Source organism: Collinsella aerofaciens, from assembly GCF_039758965.1.
Taxonomy (GTDB): Bacteria; Actinomycetota; Coriobacteriia; order Coriobacteriales; family Coriobacteriaceae; genus Collinsella; species Collinsella aerofaciens_BR.
In genome coordinates this window covers 41,620-57,972 of sequence record NZ_JBDMSL010000007.1, presented here as the reverse complement: position 1 = coordinate 57,972, position 16,353 = coordinate 41,620, and the positions used below count along the sequence as shown (strand labels likewise).

9 protein-coding genes are annotated in these 16,353 nt (G+C 62.9%); 6 read left to right on the top strand and 3 right to left on the bottom strand.

The window, feature by feature from the left end; genetic code table 11:
• The first annotated feature begins 121 nt into the window (after positions 1-121).
• Positions 122-1,165, top strand: coding sequence for a M42 family metallopeptidase (locus ABHU32_RS03360; protein WP_152068310.1), 1,044 nt, complete (start codon positions 122-124; stop codon positions 1,163-1,165).
• Positions 1,166-1,301: 136 nt separating this feature from the next.
• Here ABHU32_RS03360 and mnmA read toward each other — a convergent pair whose 3' ends face one another.
• Together mnmA and cysK are read right to left on the bottom strand one after the other, a co-directional pair.
• On the bottom strand, positions 1,302-2,402 hold the full coding sequence (mnmA, locus tag ABHU32_RS03355) for a tRNA 2-thiouridine(34) synthase MnmA (RefSeq protein ID WP_346978943.1): 1,101 nt from the start codon (positions 2,400-2,402) through the stop codon (positions 1,302-1,304).
• 183 nt (positions 2,403-2,585) lie between these two features.
• The gene (cysK, locus tag ABHU32_RS03350; RefSeq protein WP_346978941.1) at positions 2,586-3,524 is read right to left on the bottom strand and encodes a cysteine synthase A; all 939 of its coding nucleotides are present in this window, start codon (positions 3,522-3,524) and stop codon (positions 2,586-2,588) included.
• Between the two features lie 253 nt (positions 3,525-3,777).
• Between cysK and ABHU32_RS03345 the strand changes: the two genes are divergently transcribed.
• Complete coding sequence (locus ABHU32_RS03345) at positions 3,778-4,206, top strand: RrF2 family transcriptional regulator (protein ID WP_346978940.1); 429 nt, start codon at positions 3,778-3,780, stop codon at positions 4,204-4,206.
• Positions 4,207-4,346: 140 nt separating this feature from the next.
• On the opposite strand, the gene ABHU32_RS03340 is transcribed toward ABHU32_RS03345, so the two are convergent.
• Positions 4,347-4,712 carry a phage holin family protein gene (locus tag ABHU32_RS03340; protein WP_342996892.1) on the bottom strand — a complete coding sequence of 122 codons (366 nt, stop codon included), beginning with the start codon at positions 4,710-4,712 and terminating at the stop codon, positions 4,347-4,349.
• A gap of 325 nt (positions 4,713-5,037) precedes the next feature.
• Here ABHU32_RS03340 and ABHU32_RS03335 point away from each other — a divergent pair, with 325 nt between their 5' ends.
• The 4 genes from ABHU32_RS03335 to dnaE all read left to right on the top strand — a co-directional run bounded on the left by ABHU32_RS03335 (position 5,038) and on the right by dnaE (position 16,273).
• Entirely contained in the window at positions 5,038-5,337 is a 300-nt protein-coding gene (locus ABHU32_RS03335) for a YerC/YecD family TrpR-related protein (protein ID WP_006235366.1), read from the top strand.
• 220 nt (positions 5,338-5,557) lie between these two features.
• Positions 5,558-8,656: a PD-(D/E)XK nuclease family protein gene (locus ABHU32_RS03330; RefSeq protein ID WP_346978939.1), complete on the top strand. Its 3,099-nt coding sequence runs from the start codon at positions 5,558-5,560 to the stop codon at positions 8,654-8,656.
• Positions 8,657-8,659: 3 nt separating this feature from the next.
• Positions 8,660-12,292, top strand: a complete 3,633-nt coding sequence (locus ABHU32_RS03325) for a UvrD-helicase domain-containing protein (protein ID WP_346978937.1) — start codon at positions 8,660-8,662, stop codon at positions 12,290-12,292.
• Positions 12,293-12,469: 177 nt separating this feature from the next.
• Positions 12,470-16,273 (top strand): DNA polymerase III subunit alpha, encoded by a 3,804-nt coding sequence (dnaE, locus tag ABHU32_RS03320; protein WP_346978936.1) that lies wholly within the window; start codon positions 12,470-12,472, stop codon positions 16,271-16,273.
• The last annotated feature ends 80 nt before the right edge of the window (positions 16,274-16,353 follow it).

Below are 16,353 nucleotides of genomic sequence, written 5' to 3'. Positions count from 1 at the left end.
AACCGTGCACGTGCACAAAACCGGTGCGGGGACGTCTGGAGGCGGCTCGGCTCCTGGGGCATTGCACGTGCAGAACGGTTAAAATCGGGACTCGGTCTTAGTTTTACTTGGAAGGATGCATATGACTTCTAATATTGATGCTTCTCTAGGGGAGACGCTCTCCTATATCGCAGGACAGCTTAAGACGCTGACTTCTATTGCTTCGCCTACCGGCTATACCCGTGCGGCTACTGATTATCTGATGGAGACCCTGCGCGATATGGGCTTTGGCCCCGAGCGTTCCAATAAGGGCAACGTGCTCGTTGAGCTTGGTGGCGAGGGTGAGCCGCTCGTACTGGCGAGCCATGTCGATACCCTGGGCGCCATGGTGCGCTCCATTAAGGACAATGGCCGCCTGCGTCCCACGACGCTTGGTGGGCACCAGTGGTCTACGGCCGATGGCGAGAACTGCACCGTCTACACGCGTGACGGCAATGTGTACACGGGCGTGGTCCTCAATACCGAGCCTTCGGCGCACGTGGCCGATGAGCCGGTCAAGACCATCGAGAAGAACATGGAAATCCTGCTCGACGAGAACGTTGACAGCAAGGACGATGTGCTCGAGCTGGGTATTCAGACTGGCGACATCATCGCTATGGACCCGCGTACCACGGTGACGGAGAGCGGCTACATCAAGAGCCGCTTCCTGGATGACAAGCTGTCGGCGTCGATTCTGCTGGGTCTGGCCCGCGCTGTTGCTGACGGCGAGGTGTCGCTTTCGCGCAAGGTGTCGCTGCTCTTTACCGTGTACGAGGAGGTCGGCCACGGCGGTGCTTTCGTGCCGGCCGACACGCGCGAGATGATCAGCGTTGACATGGGCTGCGTGGGCGACGACCTGGGCTGCACCGAGCGCATGGTGTCGATTTGCGCCAAGGATTCGGGCGGTCCGTACAACTACGACCTGGTAACCACGCTGTCCAACATCGCGCGCGAGCTGGAGCTCGATTACGCCATCGATGTGTATCCGCACTACGGCTCGGACGTTGAGGCCACGCTCTCGGCCGGCTACGACATCCGTCACGGCCTGATCGGCCCCGGCGTGTACGCGAGCCACAACTACGAGCGCAGCCACATCGACGGCGTGCGCAACACTTACGAGCTGGTTCGCGCCTACGTTCAGCGCTAACGATGCAGCGGCCTCGGCTGATACGGCAGTACCGACCGAGGCCGTCCTCTCTAAGTTGCGGTGAAATAGGGACTGTTTGGCGGTTTTAAACGCTTAAACAGTCCCTATTTCACCGCAACTTATGAAGGGGATGGGGCTACTTGATGACTGCCGTAACGGTGCCGCCGCCGAGGACGATGTCGCCGCGGTAGACTACAACGGCCTGGCCGGGGGCGATGGCTCGCTGCGGCTCGTCAAAAGTCAGCAGCATTTGTCCGTCGGCGCCACGTGTAAGGGTCGCTGCCTGGTCCTTTTGACGGTAGCGGTACTTGGCGCCCACGCGAATGCCGCCGGCATCGAGCCCTGCCTCCATGCGGTCGGCGGGGGCGCTCCAGATCCAGTCGTTGGCCGTGAGCGCCGTGGCCGTCAGGTCCTCGGCCTCGCCCAGATGCACAATGTTGTTGGCGGCATCGACGCCCGTTACGTACACGGGATGCGCCATCGCGACGCCCAGGCCCTTGCGCTGGCCGATGGTATAGCGCAGCGCGCCGTTGTGGCGCCCGACCACGCTGCCGTCGCGCCACACGATGTCGCCCGGTGCAGCGGGATGTCCGCAGCGGCGCTCGATATAGCCCGCGTAGTCACCGTCTGGAATAAAGCAGATATCCTCGCTTTCGGCCTTTTTGGCGTTGATGAAGCCCTGCTCGGCGGCAATGCGGCGCACGTCGCGCTCCTTGTCCAGCCCGGCCAGCGGAAAGATCGTGCGTGCCAGACGCTCTTGCGTGAGCGAATACAAAAAGTAGCTCTGGTCCTTTTTGGGGTCCTCGCCGCGATGCAGCTGCCAGGTGCCGTCGGACGTCTGGCTCGTTTTGGCGTAGTGACCTGTGGCGATGTAGTCGCAGCCCATATCGAGCGCTGCATCGAGCAGCGCGCCAAACTTAATATGGCGGTTGCAGATGATACACGGGTTGGGCGTCAGCCCCTCCTGGTAGGCGGTCACGAAGCGCTCGATAACATTGCGGTCGAAGGTCTGCTGCAGATCGAGCACATGGTGGGGTATCCCCAGGCGCTCGGCGACAGCCTTTGCATCGGCGATGTCGCGGTCGACTTTGCTCATGCCTGTGACGGGATCGGGCGCGGGACAGGTGAGGCGCATGGTGGCACCGACACATTCGTAGCCCTGGCTTTTGAGTAGGTACGCGGTCACGCTGGAATCGACGCCGCCGCTCATGGCGACGAGCACGCGCTTGTTGTGCATGGGGAGGTTCTCCTTGGTGGCATATGGCCAAAAAAGAAAAGCGGCGCGGGAGGCTGGTTCCGCGCCACAGACATTGTAGCAAGTTCGGACGACTCGTGGGACACCCTGATGGGATGGGCTCAGACTGCCGGGAGAGAGAGGAGACCGGCTCGTCCCTGGGCTCAACCTATGGGCGACGGGCCCTTAGTCCTGGAAGAGCGCCGTGGACAGGTAGCGCTCGCCGGTGTCGGCAAGCAGGGCCACGATGGTCTTACCCTCGTTCTCGGGACGCTTGGCCAGTTGCAGTGCGGCCCACACGGCGGCACCGGACGAAATGCCCACGAGCACGCCCTCCTTGTGGCCCACGGCGCGGCCGGTGGCAAAGGCGTCGTCGTTCTCGACGGGGATGATTTCGTCGTAGACCTGGGTGTCGAGGACGTCGGGCACAAAGCCGGCACCGATGCCCTGGATCTTGTGCGGGCCGGCCTGGCCCTTGGAGAGCACCGGGGAGGTGGCGGGCTCGACGGCGACGACCTTAATCTCGGGGTTCTGCTCCTTGAGGAACTCGCCCACGCCGGTCACGGTACCACCGGTGCCAACGCCGGCGACGAAGATGTCGACCTTGCCGTCGGTGTCGTCCCAGATCTCGGGGCCGGTCGTTGCCTTGTGAATGGCGGGGTTGGCGGGGTTCACAAACTGGCCGGCGATGATGCTGTTGGGAGTCTCCTTCTGCAGCTCCTCGGCCTTGGCGATAGCGCCCTTCATGCCCTTGGAACCGTCGGTGAGTACGAGCTGTGCGCCATATGCCTGCATAAGCTTGCGGCGCTCGACGGACATGGTTTCGGGCATGGTGATGATCACCTTGTAGCCGCGGGCGGCCGCCACCGAGGCGATGCCGACGCCGGTGTTGCCGCTCGTGGGCTCGATGATGGTATAGTCGCCGCCGCGCACGAGCTTGCCTGCCTTCTCGGCCTCGTCAATCATGTTCTTGGCGACGCGGTCTTTAACGGATCCGGCTGGGTTGAAGTATTCCAGTTTGACGAGCACGCGGGCCTTGAGGTCCTCGTCGGCCTCAAAGTGGGTGAGCTCCAGAAGCGGGGTGTGGCCGATAAGCTGATCGATGGACGTGTAAACCTTGCTCATGGTGAACCTCCAAAGTGTTCAAGTTGCTGGTTGCCGTGTGGTTTTACGGCGTGTCTAGCAGCTAAACCCATAAACCTTATAGGTTGTTCGTTTAGCTGTTGGCAAGCATAGTAGACACTAAAGCCTAGTAATGCAATAGGAAATAGAAGATTATTACAAGCTGATTAACCATCTTGACCGGAACGGGTATTTCCAAAGCTAATTTTTCGGCTAGAATTTCAACGGACTAAAAGACCGAAAGGCAGCACTATATATGTTGGTTTCTACTAAGGGCAGGTACGCCCTGCGCGTTATGGTTGACCTGGCCGAGCACCAGGCGGCCGGTCGCATCCCGCTCAAAGAGATTGCGGCGCGACAGGGGATTTCCGAGAAATATCTCGAAAACATCTTGGCTACGCTCGTGCGCGCCAACATGCTCTCGGGCATGCGTGGCAAGGGCGGCGGCTACGTGCTCACGCGCCCGCCCGAGCAGTACACGGTGGGCGAGATCTTGCGCCTGACCGAGGGCAGCCTGGCGCCGGTCGCCTGCCTGGATGGCGACTGCAAGGGTTGCTCGCGCTCGGATGAGTGCCCCACGCTCGATGTGTGGAAGAACCTGGACAAGCTCATCAACGACTACCTCGACGGTGTGACGCTCGACCAGCTCGTCGCCCCCAGCGAAGGCTACGACTACGTCATCTAGCCCACCTGCCATTTGGGGACGGGGTGGAAATGGTAGATTTTCTTGCCCTCTGAGGATTGACAAATAAGAAGGCCGCCCATTTTTGCGATGGGCGGCCTTCGTTTTGGGCTGTTGAGACGGACACGGTCGGAATGGCCGTTTTAGTCCTCGGCAAGACTATCGAGGATGCTGCGCATGATGGACACTAGGATGCTGCCCATAAAGGCCGAGCCAAAGCCGGCGATGGAGATGCCGACGCCCAACAGGTTGACCGACAGGTAGCTGGCGAGCTCCAGCATAAAGCTGTTGAGCACGAGCTGGAAAATGCCGAGCGTAATGATCGTGAGCGGCAGCGAGATGACCGTGAGGAACGGCTTGACGAACGAATCGACGATGTTGAGGAACAGCCCCACAAAGGCAAAACAGACCCAGGCCTCGGCAAAGCCGAAGGGTTGGATACCGGGGACGAGGAACGTGGCGATCGCGATGGCGATCGAGGTGAAGAGCCAGTTAAGCATAAAGCGCATGGCGTGAATCCTTTCTTGCGCCGGGGTTGCTGGCGTCGCGTGAAGCGGCTTACGGCGGCGACTTGGATGGTTGCGCGGGCGCGCCGCGGTGTTTGGGCGCCCATTGTCTCAAATATTCGTGGAGCTTACGTGCGCATTCGGTTTCTAAACGGCGTTCGTCCTGAAAAACGTGCCGCTGACAGAGAGTCTTGTCACTTTAGTTTGGTGGTGTGCTACACTGCTACGGGCAAATGGCCCATGCATAGTTTTATTGCATATTTACGGGCGAACGATGCCCGATGTCAGTATCAACTTCGATGCCTTTTGGCGGGTTTGGCGGTGATCGATGAATATCGAGAACATGTTTGACAAGCCTGATGTCAAGCAGCTGGTCCACGCATTTAGTCTTTTGGACGACGAGAACGATATCCAGGCGTTTTTAACCGATATCTGCACGCCGCGCGAGATTTGCGATTTATCGCAACGCCTGCAGGTCGCGCGCTATCTGGATGAGGGCGAGCCCTATGTTGAGGTTCAGGCCCGCACCGGCGCTTCGTCCACCACGGTGAGCCGCGTGTCCAAGGCGCTTAATGGTGAGTACGGTGGCTATCGCAAGATCCTCATCAAACTGGAGGATGGCGAGTAGGCCAGCGGCAAAAACGAATTGCGCAGAACCGTCCCTTCGGGGGCGGTTTTTTGATTCCTTGGGGACGGAGGAAAACGGATCACCGGGTTAGACTAACCCCCTCTGTGATCCGTTTTCCTCCGTCCCCAAGGAATCAAATCTGTTGGCGTGGGGCAAATCTGTCCGCGTGGGCGGGTAGGATGGATGCATTGATTATTGCGAACGGTTTGAGTGGAGGACCATGCCTGTTCGAATCTATACCACCAATACCGGGACGGACTTGAGCGATGCTGAGGCGGCACTGCTCGCCGACCTGGTTGCCCGCCACGGGCGTGCCGTTTTGCTGGCGCCCTCGTTTGCCGAGCTCGACGTGTGCCGTCACGATGCTGCGGTTGCTGGCGCCTCGCTGGGCGTTGACTACAAAACCCCCGCGTCGTGGCTCCGCTCGCTGTGGGAGCTTATGGGCGATGGCCGCAGCTTCGTCGACAACATGCAGCGCCAGATGCTGTTCTCGGACATGATCGCCCGTCGCGACGATGCCGACCTGCAGCCGCTTTTGCGCAGTCAGGGCACGGTGCGCATGCTCGCGCGCATGGCCCGCGATGTGCTGCCGGGCGTAGCGGGAACGGGTGCCGGGCGCTGCTGCGGCGACGTTTGCCAGCCCAATCCCAAGAGCGACGCCGAGGCTCGCGTGTTCGAGCTGTTGAGTGCCTATGTGAGCGACTTGGACCGTCGAGACATGGTCGAGCCCTGCGAGGCGGCTGACCTTATGGCCGACGCTTTGGCCGACAGCCTACCGGCGTGCGCCCGCGCGGTATGTGTGCGCGGCGTCACGTCGTTTACGCACGGCCTGCTCGAGTTGCTGTCCGCCGTGGCAAACAACGGGGGAGAGGTCGTTGTGCTGCTTGCCCGCGAGCAGGCGGCAATGCGCGAGGAACTTGCTGCCGCCTTTGATGCCCGCGGTGTGCTGTTTGAGGCCGCGCCGCTGGGGGAGGGTGCCGCTGCGCCCCAGACTGCCTCCAAGTCCGCCGCTCAGCCCACCTTTGTAGAGGTTGCCGGCCCTCACGCCCGCGCCCACGCCTACGTGGATGCAATCGATGAGCTGGTAAAAACGTGTGAGGACGCCGCGGTCGACGGCGGTGTCGCGGCGTCCGCGGACCCCGTGCGCGTGCTCGTGGTGTCTGCCCGGGCACCCCAGCTGTTCGGTGAACTCGCTGCCCGTTTGGCGGCGCGTCATATTGCGGCCGAGACAACCGAGTTCACGGCGTTTTCCCAATCCATCGCGGGCAGGCAGTTCTCGGCGCTCGCCAATCTAATCGAGCGCATGAAGGCCGCTGACGAGGGCACCGCCTCCAAGACTGAGTGGTGGCCCGCGCCGGAGCTTACCGACTGGATTTACAGTCCGCTTTCGGGTGCCGATGCCGCCAGCGCGCGCACCTTCGACAAGAACATGCGCCTGTCGCGCGGCAAGACCACCACGGCCGTCAAAAGCCTGCTGCAGAGCGTGCAGGGCCAGGTCAGGGGCACGCGCAAGGCTGCCAGTGATGATAACTGGTTTAAGAACGTGCCGTGCGTGGTCTCGGACGTGTTCCAAGCGCTGTGGCGCGACAAACCCGTGACGGCGCTCAAGGCCATGCTCGCCGTCGCCGAGACGTTGCCCGATCGCGCCCTTGGAGGCCTTGACGGTCAGGCTCGTCGCCAGGCGGAGACCGCCCTGTTGCGACATGCCATCGACATCCTTATGAACGATGCTCGCGCGCTCGACGTGTCGCAGGCCGCGACTGTGCCGGTTCTTGACGGCGTTCGTACCAAGGTGGACACGCGCAGCACCGCATACGATTACGAGACCTACGAGGTCGACCGCGCGCCGCGCGCCCAGGTGCGCTTTGCGTCGCTTGCCGATGCGGCAGCCCTGCGCCCCGACAGCTACAATGCTGTGCTGTTTGCCGACGTCGACCTGGACAGTTATCCGCTTTCGCACGAAGAGGGACCGCTGGCTACGCTGACGGCAGAGTTAGATCGCAGCGGTGCGACGCTTGAGCCCGCGGCCCTGCTGCGCGTACGCTTTGGCCGCGCGATGCAGGCGGCGCACGGCCCCGTTGTGCTCGCCCGCGTGACGCACGATCGCCAGGCGCGCGAGTGCTACCCGGCAGCCGTTTGGACCGAGCTGCGAGCGCACGCCGAGGCCGCTGGCGCCGCCAAGGTTGCGTGCGTGGGCGAGGGCGGTATCGTCGCCGATTTTGATCCAGCGGCCGGCGAGGGCATCGAGTGCAAGCGTGTTGCGTGCGAGGCTCCTCAGCATTTGAGTGAGGCGGCTGTGCCGTACCTGGTCCTGCGTCGCCGCGATGGCGAGGGCGAGGACGCGCCGCTTGTGCCGCGCCTGACGTCCGCCTCGCAGATCGAGGCCTATTCCACCTGCCCGCTGTGCTGGTTTGTCTCGTATCGCGTCAAGCCCCAGTCTATCGACGCGGATTTTGGCAACATGGAGAAGGGCAACTTCGTCCACGACGTGCTGGAACACCTGCATGCCCGTCTGCCCCAAGAGGGCATGGAGCGCGTGACGCCCGAGAACTTGCCGCGCGCACAGGAGCTGCTGCGCGAGGTCTTTGCCGAGACCTTGGCCGAGCATGCGGGCAAGCGCGGTACCGAGGGCCCGCTGGTGCCGCTCTCCCCGGTGGAGGAGCGCCAGGTGGCCGAGATCTTGCCGCAGCTGGAGGGCGTGCTCGCCTACGAGTCCGAGGCGCTCGCGCCCTTCGCGCCGCGCTATCTGGAGTTTGCGTTCAACGAGCTCCAGGTCGAGTATGCCGGTTGGCCGCTTGGTGGGCGCATCGACCGCGTGGATGTGGATGCCGAGAATCGCGCCGTGGTGATTGACTACAAGCATCGTTCGGGTGTCGAGGAGTTTAAGCTCGCCGACCCTACGGTGCGTGACGAGGAATCGGGCGAGGCCCCCATCGACGATCCGCGCTGGCTGCCGCCGCATACCCAGACACTCATCTACGCGCAGGCCATGCGTCGGGCGCTGGGTCTAGATACCCGTGCGGCGCTCTATTTTTCGACCAAGGGCGGCAAACCGGCGCTGCGAGGCGCCGCGAGTGCCGAGTTGCTTGAGGAAGAGCGCGGCGACGGTCGCATCCCGGGCCTTAAGAAGGGCTTTCCCGGCGAGGACGGCAACATGGACTTCGATGCGCTGCTCGACCGCGTGGAGGCCGGCATCGCCGAGCGCTTGCGCGAACTCGGGGCGGGCAACGTCGCCGCTGTCGACCCGACGTCGGCGCAGGCCGCGCATGCGCGCTGCTCGTATAACCACGAAGGAACGTTTGTAAGGAGGGACGTGTAGACCATGGATCTTTCGACTTTGATGCCGCAACAGCTGCAAGTTGTCAAAACGCTCGACCGCCCGTTGTTTGTCTCGGCGGGTGCCGGCTCGGGCAAGACCTTTACCCTCACACGCCGCATCGTCTATGCGCTCTCGCCCGAATCCGGTCCGTTTGTCGAGCATCTGGACCAGGTGCTCGCCATTACCTTTACCAAAGACGCCGCGGCCGAGATTCGCGACCGTGTGCGCCGTGCGCTTATCGAAGAGGGCATGGACGAGGAAGCACTGACCGTCGACGACGCGTGGATCTCGACCATTCACGGCATGTGCTCGCGTATCCTGCGCGCGCACGCGCTGGAGCTGGGCATCGATCCCGAGTTCACGGTGCTCACCGATACCGACGAGCTTATGGATCAGGCTGTTGAGCATGTGCTGGGGCGCGCGACGGCGCCCGATGCCGCGCCCGAGCTCGCCGCTTCGCTTAAGGCCCTCTACGCTTGGTATCCCATGGCGGGCGAGGGCGGGCCGTTTGGCGCCGGTACCACCATCAAAGGCCTGGTGCGCGACCTGTTGGAGCTGTCGAGCCAGCTGCCGGGCGGTATGGACGATGTGCGCGTGGCGCGCGGCCAGGCCGACACCTCGGCGCTTGCCGATGCTTATCGTGCGGCGCTGGGCACAAGCAAGGCCACGACCGAGAAAGCGCAGGTGGCACTCGACGCCATCGACGCGTTTGACGCGAGCGGCAAAACCATGGAGGATGCGGCGCGACTCATGATGTCGTGCAGCATGCCTCGGGCGAGCAAGGCGTTTCCTAAGGAGCAGGTGGAGCTACTCAAGGCCGAGGCGGCCGATGCGTTTATCAATATCGTGCTTGCCTGCGGTGGCTCGGCGCTCGATGCACTGGTGGGGCTTGCCCGTGCCGTAGAGGCGGAGTACCGTGCGCTCAAGGCCGACCAGTCCGCGCTCGACAATAACGATCTGTTGCGCATGGCATACGAGGCGCTGCGCGATTACCCCGCCATCCGAGCCGCCTACGAGGGCCGCTTTAAGATGGTCATGATCGATGAGTTCCAGGATACCGATCAGATGCAGGTCGATTTGATTCGCTATCTGACGGGCGCGGGCGAGCGCGCGCTGTGCACCGTGGGCGATGCGCAGCAGTCGATCTACCGCTTCCGTGGCGCCGAGGTTGAGGTGTTTCGCCGCCAGGAGCGCAAGGTGGGCTCCTCTGCTGCTCCCGAGACGACTGTCGCATCCGATGTCCCCGCCGGCGAGCTCGTCAAGCTTGTCCGCAACTTCCGCAGCCACGACGAGGTGCTGCGCTACGTGGCACGCGTCTTTGATGGCGACACCGGTGGTTTGATGCAGGGGTTCTTGGATCTTGAACCGAGCGACAAACGCAAGGACAAGCTCAAGGCAAAGGCGTCGCGCCGCCAGGCGGTCTTCGTTGCCGGTGGCAGCACGCAGGAACGAACGCAGGCGAAAGCTCGTGCGATTGCGGAGCGGTTCCAAACGCTCGTCAAAGCGGGGCAGCCCCAGGGCGATATGGTGTTGCTGCTGGGTCGCATGACCAATGCCGACGTCTACGCGCAGGCCTTCCGCGACCAGGGGCTCGACTGCGTGATCGCGGGCGGCTCAGTCTTTGCCCAGGCAGCCGAGGTGCAGACGGTGCGTGCCCTGGTCTGCGCGCTCGCCAATCCGGCCGATACGGCACAGGGTCTTATGCCGTTGCTGGCCTCGCCGATGTTTGCACTCGGCGCCCAGGAGTTCCTGGCGCTGGCGACCAAACTCGACGAGCAGACGGGCGAGACGTCGCGTCGCAACATCGATGCGGGCATCATGAGCGATTCCGATGTGCCGGGCTTGCAGGGCTTGCCGCTCGTAACGCGCGCCCGCGAGGTGCTGCGCTATGCACTACGTCGCGTGGGGCGTGATTCGTTCGCCGCCGTCGCGCGCGACGTGGTCAATGCCTCCGGCTGGTTCGTGCGTCTGGCGCAGCGCGGCCCCGAGGGCAAGGCCATTGCCGCCAACGTGCTCAAGGCGCTCGACGCCGTGGCCGAGGCAGAGACCGAGCTCGGCAATTCTCCGCGCTCCATTGCGCTCGCCTTCGACCGCTTCTTGGCGGGCAAGGAGGCCCCGGGCGCCCTCAACGAGGAAGGCGACGGTGCGGTACGCATCATGACGGTGCACGCCTCCAAGGGTCTGGAATATCCGGTCGTGGCGGTCGCCGAGTGCTTTGGCGTGCGTAAGTCCTCGGGTGCGGCACAGATGGGTCGCGTCGAGGGCGGAGCGCAGGTCGTGGCGCTGCCGGCACGCTTCGACGGCGTTAAGCTCGCCGACGGAACCTTTGTGAAGGGCGACGACGTTAAAAAGCAGTTTGAGCATGCGTTTAAGGGCAAGGGCACGTCGCTGTGGCTGCCGCCGGAGCTCATGGAGGACGTCTGCGCGACGGGTTCTCCCGCCGAGGCATTTGCTCGCCTGCGCAACGACGACCTGCAGCTTTCGCTCGAAGAGCGGGCTCGTTTGCTCTATGTCGCCATGACGCGTGCGCGCGAGCTGGTGATCTTGGCGATGGATGCCGGCGTGAGCCGTGGCAAGGTGACGGCGCCGACCTTCGACGTCGAGACCGATCTGACCTATGACGTGCTGCGCCGTATTTTGCCGACCGACGCTCTGGACATGCCGCAGCTCGATGCCGACCGCCTGGTGTTCGACAACTCCCAGCCGGGCGACTACGAGCTCATTTCGCTCGCGGACTTTACCTTTGGCGAGCAGGCGTTTGAGGCCAACGCTTCGCTGGATGCCGAGGGCAGGCTTGTCCGCGGCGATGCGGAGCCGGAGGGTGCCGGTGCAGATGCCCGTGCCGCCGTTCCTGGTCCTGCCGACCCCGAGCCCGATGCGTTTGAGCTCGTGTATCCCCAGGCGGTGGGCGTGCGCATGGGCACCTGCCCGTATCCGGCGCGCGATTCGTACAGCTACTCGTCAATCGCCGCGGCACTCCATGCCGAGACGGAAGACCGTGCCGCCGAGGCTCGTGTTCCCATGGACGAGGCCGGCGATGATGCGGAGTCGGATGGTTCCGAGATGACGGACGCAGACGTGGCCGCTGTCGAGCCCGCCGGCAATCCCATGGCGCTGGGCTCGGCCTTCCACGCCGCCTGCCAGTGGCTCATCGAGATGGGTGCCGATGCGCTGCCCGCTGAGCGTGCCGACGCCCTGGCTCGCCTGTGGCACCTGACGCCAGAACAGCGCGAGCGCTTCGATGTCGCTCTGGAGCGCTGGCTCAAGTCGTCGGTTCGTGCCGAGCTGTTCGCGTGGCCGTGCGTTCGCGCCGAGGTGCCGTTCTTCTCGCTGGGCTGCGAGGACGAGGACATCGCCCGCTACGGTGCATATGCCGAAGGCGCCATCGACGCTTTGGCGACCGACCCGGCCGATCCGTCACGCGCACTGGTCATCGATTACAAGACGGGTGGCACGCCGGATGAGACGCCGGACCAGCTGCTCGAGAAGCACGCCCTGCAGGCGCGCGTCTACGCCGACGTGTTGCACAAGGCGGGCTTTGAGACGGTGACGGTCAAGTTCGTTCGCGTGGAGCAGGCGAATCCAGCCATCTTCGTCGAACCCGCCGAGCCTCAGGTGGTCACCTACAACCTCTAGTCCTCAGATAACTTGCGGTGGAATAGTTCCTGTATTGCGGCCCAGGTGGCCCAAGCGGGAACTATTTCACCGCAACTGCAAGAGGAGCCGTGTGGGTTTGGCTAGGTTCGGGTGCCGTCCGTGCCGTGCGGTAGAATCGTAACCCTAAGATCACGAACCCGCATCGGAGCTCATTACATGGCATTCGTCCATCTGCACAATCACACTGTTTTCTCCATGCTCGACGGCGCAACCCGTATCCAGGATATGGTCAATCGTGCCGTAGAGCTGGGCATGCCCGCCGTCGCCATTACCGACCACGGCTACATGTATGGCGTGCCCGACCTGGCGCTGGCCTGCGACGCCGTCAACCACAACACGCCCGAGTACAAAACCTGGAGCCACGACAAGGCCTTCCTGGAAAAGGACCGCCGCGACGAGCTGGTGGAGCCCGATCCCGAGGAAAACCCGCGCGAGCATGCCCAGTATGTGAAGGACATGGCCATGTGGGACGAGAAGGGCAACATCGACGAGCTCAAGCCGCCCCTGGTCATCAAGCCCATCTTTGGCTGCGAGGTCTACTTTACGCCGGACGAGACCCTTGCTCGCGACCACAAGCCCGAGCTCTACCACATGATCCTTCTGGCCAAGGACCAGGAGGGCTACGTCAACCTGATGCAGACGGTTTCCGAGGCCGCCGTGCAGGGCTTTTACTACAAGCCGCGCGTGACGCTCGACAACCTGCGCCGCCACGCCAAGGGCATGATCTGCACGAGCGCCTGCATCGCGGGCATCATCCCCAAGTACATCGACCGCGGTGACATGGAGGGCGCCATCAAGTGGGCCGAGACCTTCCGTGACACCTTCGAGCCCGGCGACTTCTACATCGAGATCCAGGAACACGGCATCACCACCGACAACGGCCTGACCGACGAGCAGATGGACCGCACGCTCATCGACATCGCCAAGCAGGTGGGCGTCAAGGTCATCGCCACCAACGACTTCCACTACCTGCGTCGCGAGGACGCGCCCGTGCAGGACGTCATCATGTGCATCGGCATGAACGCCAAGGTCGACGACCCCAACCGCATGCGCATGACCGGCTCGGAGTTTTACATGAAGACCGAGGAGGAGATGCGGGCGATGTTCCCGTATTGCCCCGAGGCCTGCGACAACACGCTCGAGATCGCCGACAAGTGCTACGTTGAGCTGGACTGGGACTCCATCATCCTGCCGCGCTTCCCGTTGCTCGATCCCGGCGAGACGCACGAGAGCCAGTTCCGCCGCGAGTGCGAGAAAGGCCTGCGCCAGCACTATGGTGACGACTGGGCCACGCGCGAGATCGGCGGCGTCAACATCAAAGAGCGCTTTGAGTACGAATACAAAGTCATCTGCGACAAGGGATTTGCCGCCTACTTCTTGATCGTCGCCGAGTACGTGCAATGGGCCAAGGACAACGGCATCGGCGTCGGCCCCGGCCGTGGCTCGGCCGCCGGCGCTATCGTCGCCTACGCCATGAACATCACCGCGTTCGACCCGCTCGAGAACGGCCTGATGTTCGAGAGGTTCCTGTCCCCGCAGCGTACCGAGATGCCCGATATCGATATGGACTTCGACGATGAGCGGCGTCTCGAGGTCGTGGAGCACGTTCGCCAGCTCTATGGCCCCGAGAAGGTCACCCACGTCATCACCTACTCGACCATTAAGGCCAAGCAGGCCATCAACGACGCCGCGCGCGTCCTGGACTACCCGGTCTACATGGGCCAGCGCCTGTCCAAGATGGTCTCGAGCGACCCCAAGGTCAAGCTCAAGCAGGTGCTCGAAAAGCAACCCGGCAAAGAGGACCTGTTTAACCCCGATTTTGCCGAGGCCTATAAAAAGGACGACGACGCCCGCCGCATCATCGACACGGCGCTCTCGATCGAGGGTCTCACCCGTGGCGAGGGCGTGCACGCGTGTGCCGTTCTGATCTGCCGCGACCCCGTCAACGAGCACGTGCCCACTAAGCTCGACACCAAGGGCGGCGTCGAGATTACCCAGTACGAGGGCCATACCGTTGCCGACATGGGCCTGCTCAAGATGGACTTCCTGGGCCTGCGCACGCTGACGGTTATCTCCAAGGCCAAGGCCAACATCAAGAAGAACTTCGGCATCGACATCAAAGAGGAAGAGATTCCCTTTGACGACCCCGAGATCTTTAAGCTCATGGGTTCCGGCCACACCGCCGGCGTCTTCCAGGTCGAGTCCGCCGGCATGACGGCCACGATCAAGAACATGAAGCCCACCGAGTACAAACACGTCGTGGCATTGATCGCCCTGTACCGCCCGGGCCCGCTGGGCGCCGGCATGGTTTCGTCCTACATCAACCGTATGAACGGCAAGGAGCCGGCCGTCTCCTACGACGACCGCCTGGACGACATCCTGGGCGAAACCTACGGCACCATGGTCTACCAGGAGCAGGTTATGCTCATCTCCGTCGAGATGTGCGGCTTCTCCAAGGGCGAGTCGGATTCGCGTATCCGTAAGCCCGTGGCTAAGAAAAAGATCAAGCTGCTCACGTCGACGGTGCTGCACTGGGAGGATGGCTCGGACGAGACCACCTACGACCACTGGATGAACGGCGCTATCAAGAACAACTACACGCGCGAGGTCGCCCAGAAGATTTGGGACGATGTTCTCGAGTTCGCGTCCTACGCCTTCAACAAGTCGCACTCCGCCGGCTACGCCATCCTGGTTATGCAGACGGCGTGGCTCAAGGCGCACTATCCGCACGAGTACATGGCGGCCGTTCTGACGTCCTACACGGGCAAGACCGACAAGATCGTTCACTACGTCTCGGCGTGCCGTCACGACGGCATCCCCGTGCTATCGCCAGATGTCAACGAGTCCGGTACCGAGTTCACGGCTACCAAGGAGGGCGTGCGCTTTGGTCTGGCCGGCATCCGCGGCGTGGGTACCGGCGTGGCGCAGGCGATTATCGCCGAGCGCGAGGCGGGCGGCCCGTTTAAGACGCTGCACGACTTTGTCGAGCGCGTGGATTCGAGCCAGGCCAACCGCCGCGTGATCGAGTCGCTGATCAAGGCAGGCGCCTTCGACTCCACGGGCTATCCGCGCCGCCAGATGATGCACTTTGTGGACAAGAACAACCCCGAGAACATCATCGACGCCGCGATAAAGCGTCAGAAGGACCGCGCGAGCGGCCAGACCTCGTTCTTCGATATGTTTGGCGACGTTGAGGGCTCGGGCTTCGAGGTCAGCGTGCCCGATCCGGACGGCCAGGAATGGGACCGCCACCTTAAGCTGAGCCAGGAGAAGGAGGTCCTGGGCATCTATGTCTCGGACCACCCGCTGCGCCCGTTTGAGTATGCGCTCAGCAAAGCGCGCGACTTCTCGTTCTCGCAGATCGATACCGGCTACGAAGTGCAAAACCCCACGGGCGGCACCATCAACCAGGAGATTCCCGAGGGCAAGGCACTGTGGTGGGCCGGCATGGTCTCGAGCGTGTCCAAGCGCGTGACCAAAAACGGCGACCCCATGGGCATCGTTCAGCTCGAGGACATGGAAGGCGAGGCCACCGTCGTGGTGTTCCCCAAGACCTACAAGGAGGCCGAGGGGTACCTGTACGGCGAGGTCGATCCCGAGACCGGCGCACAGCTGTCCGACGCCTTTGTGCGCATCAAGGGCAAGCTCGAGCGCTCGGACCGCGGCGACCAAATCATCGCGCAGGAGATCGTGCCGCTGGAGCTCAACGAGGAGAACAACAAGCCCAAGGTGTTTGAGGTCATGGTGCCCAACAGCCGCTTTAGCCAGGGCAATATGGCGCGCCTGGCCACGGTGCTCACCACTAACCCGGGCGGCGACCGCGTGGAGATCTTTATCGAGCAGGTGGACGGGCGCGTGCTGCGCGCCGAGGTGCCCGCCAAGGTCAACGCGCGCTCGATTCCGCTGCTGGCCGAGGCCAAGGCCATCGTGGGTAACCAGGGCCGCGTGACGGTTATCTAAAATGATTTTGCCGGGGTAGCTAATTTGGGACGGGGCTATTTTAGCTACCCTTTGGCTGACGGCGAATGAGCCGGGGTCGG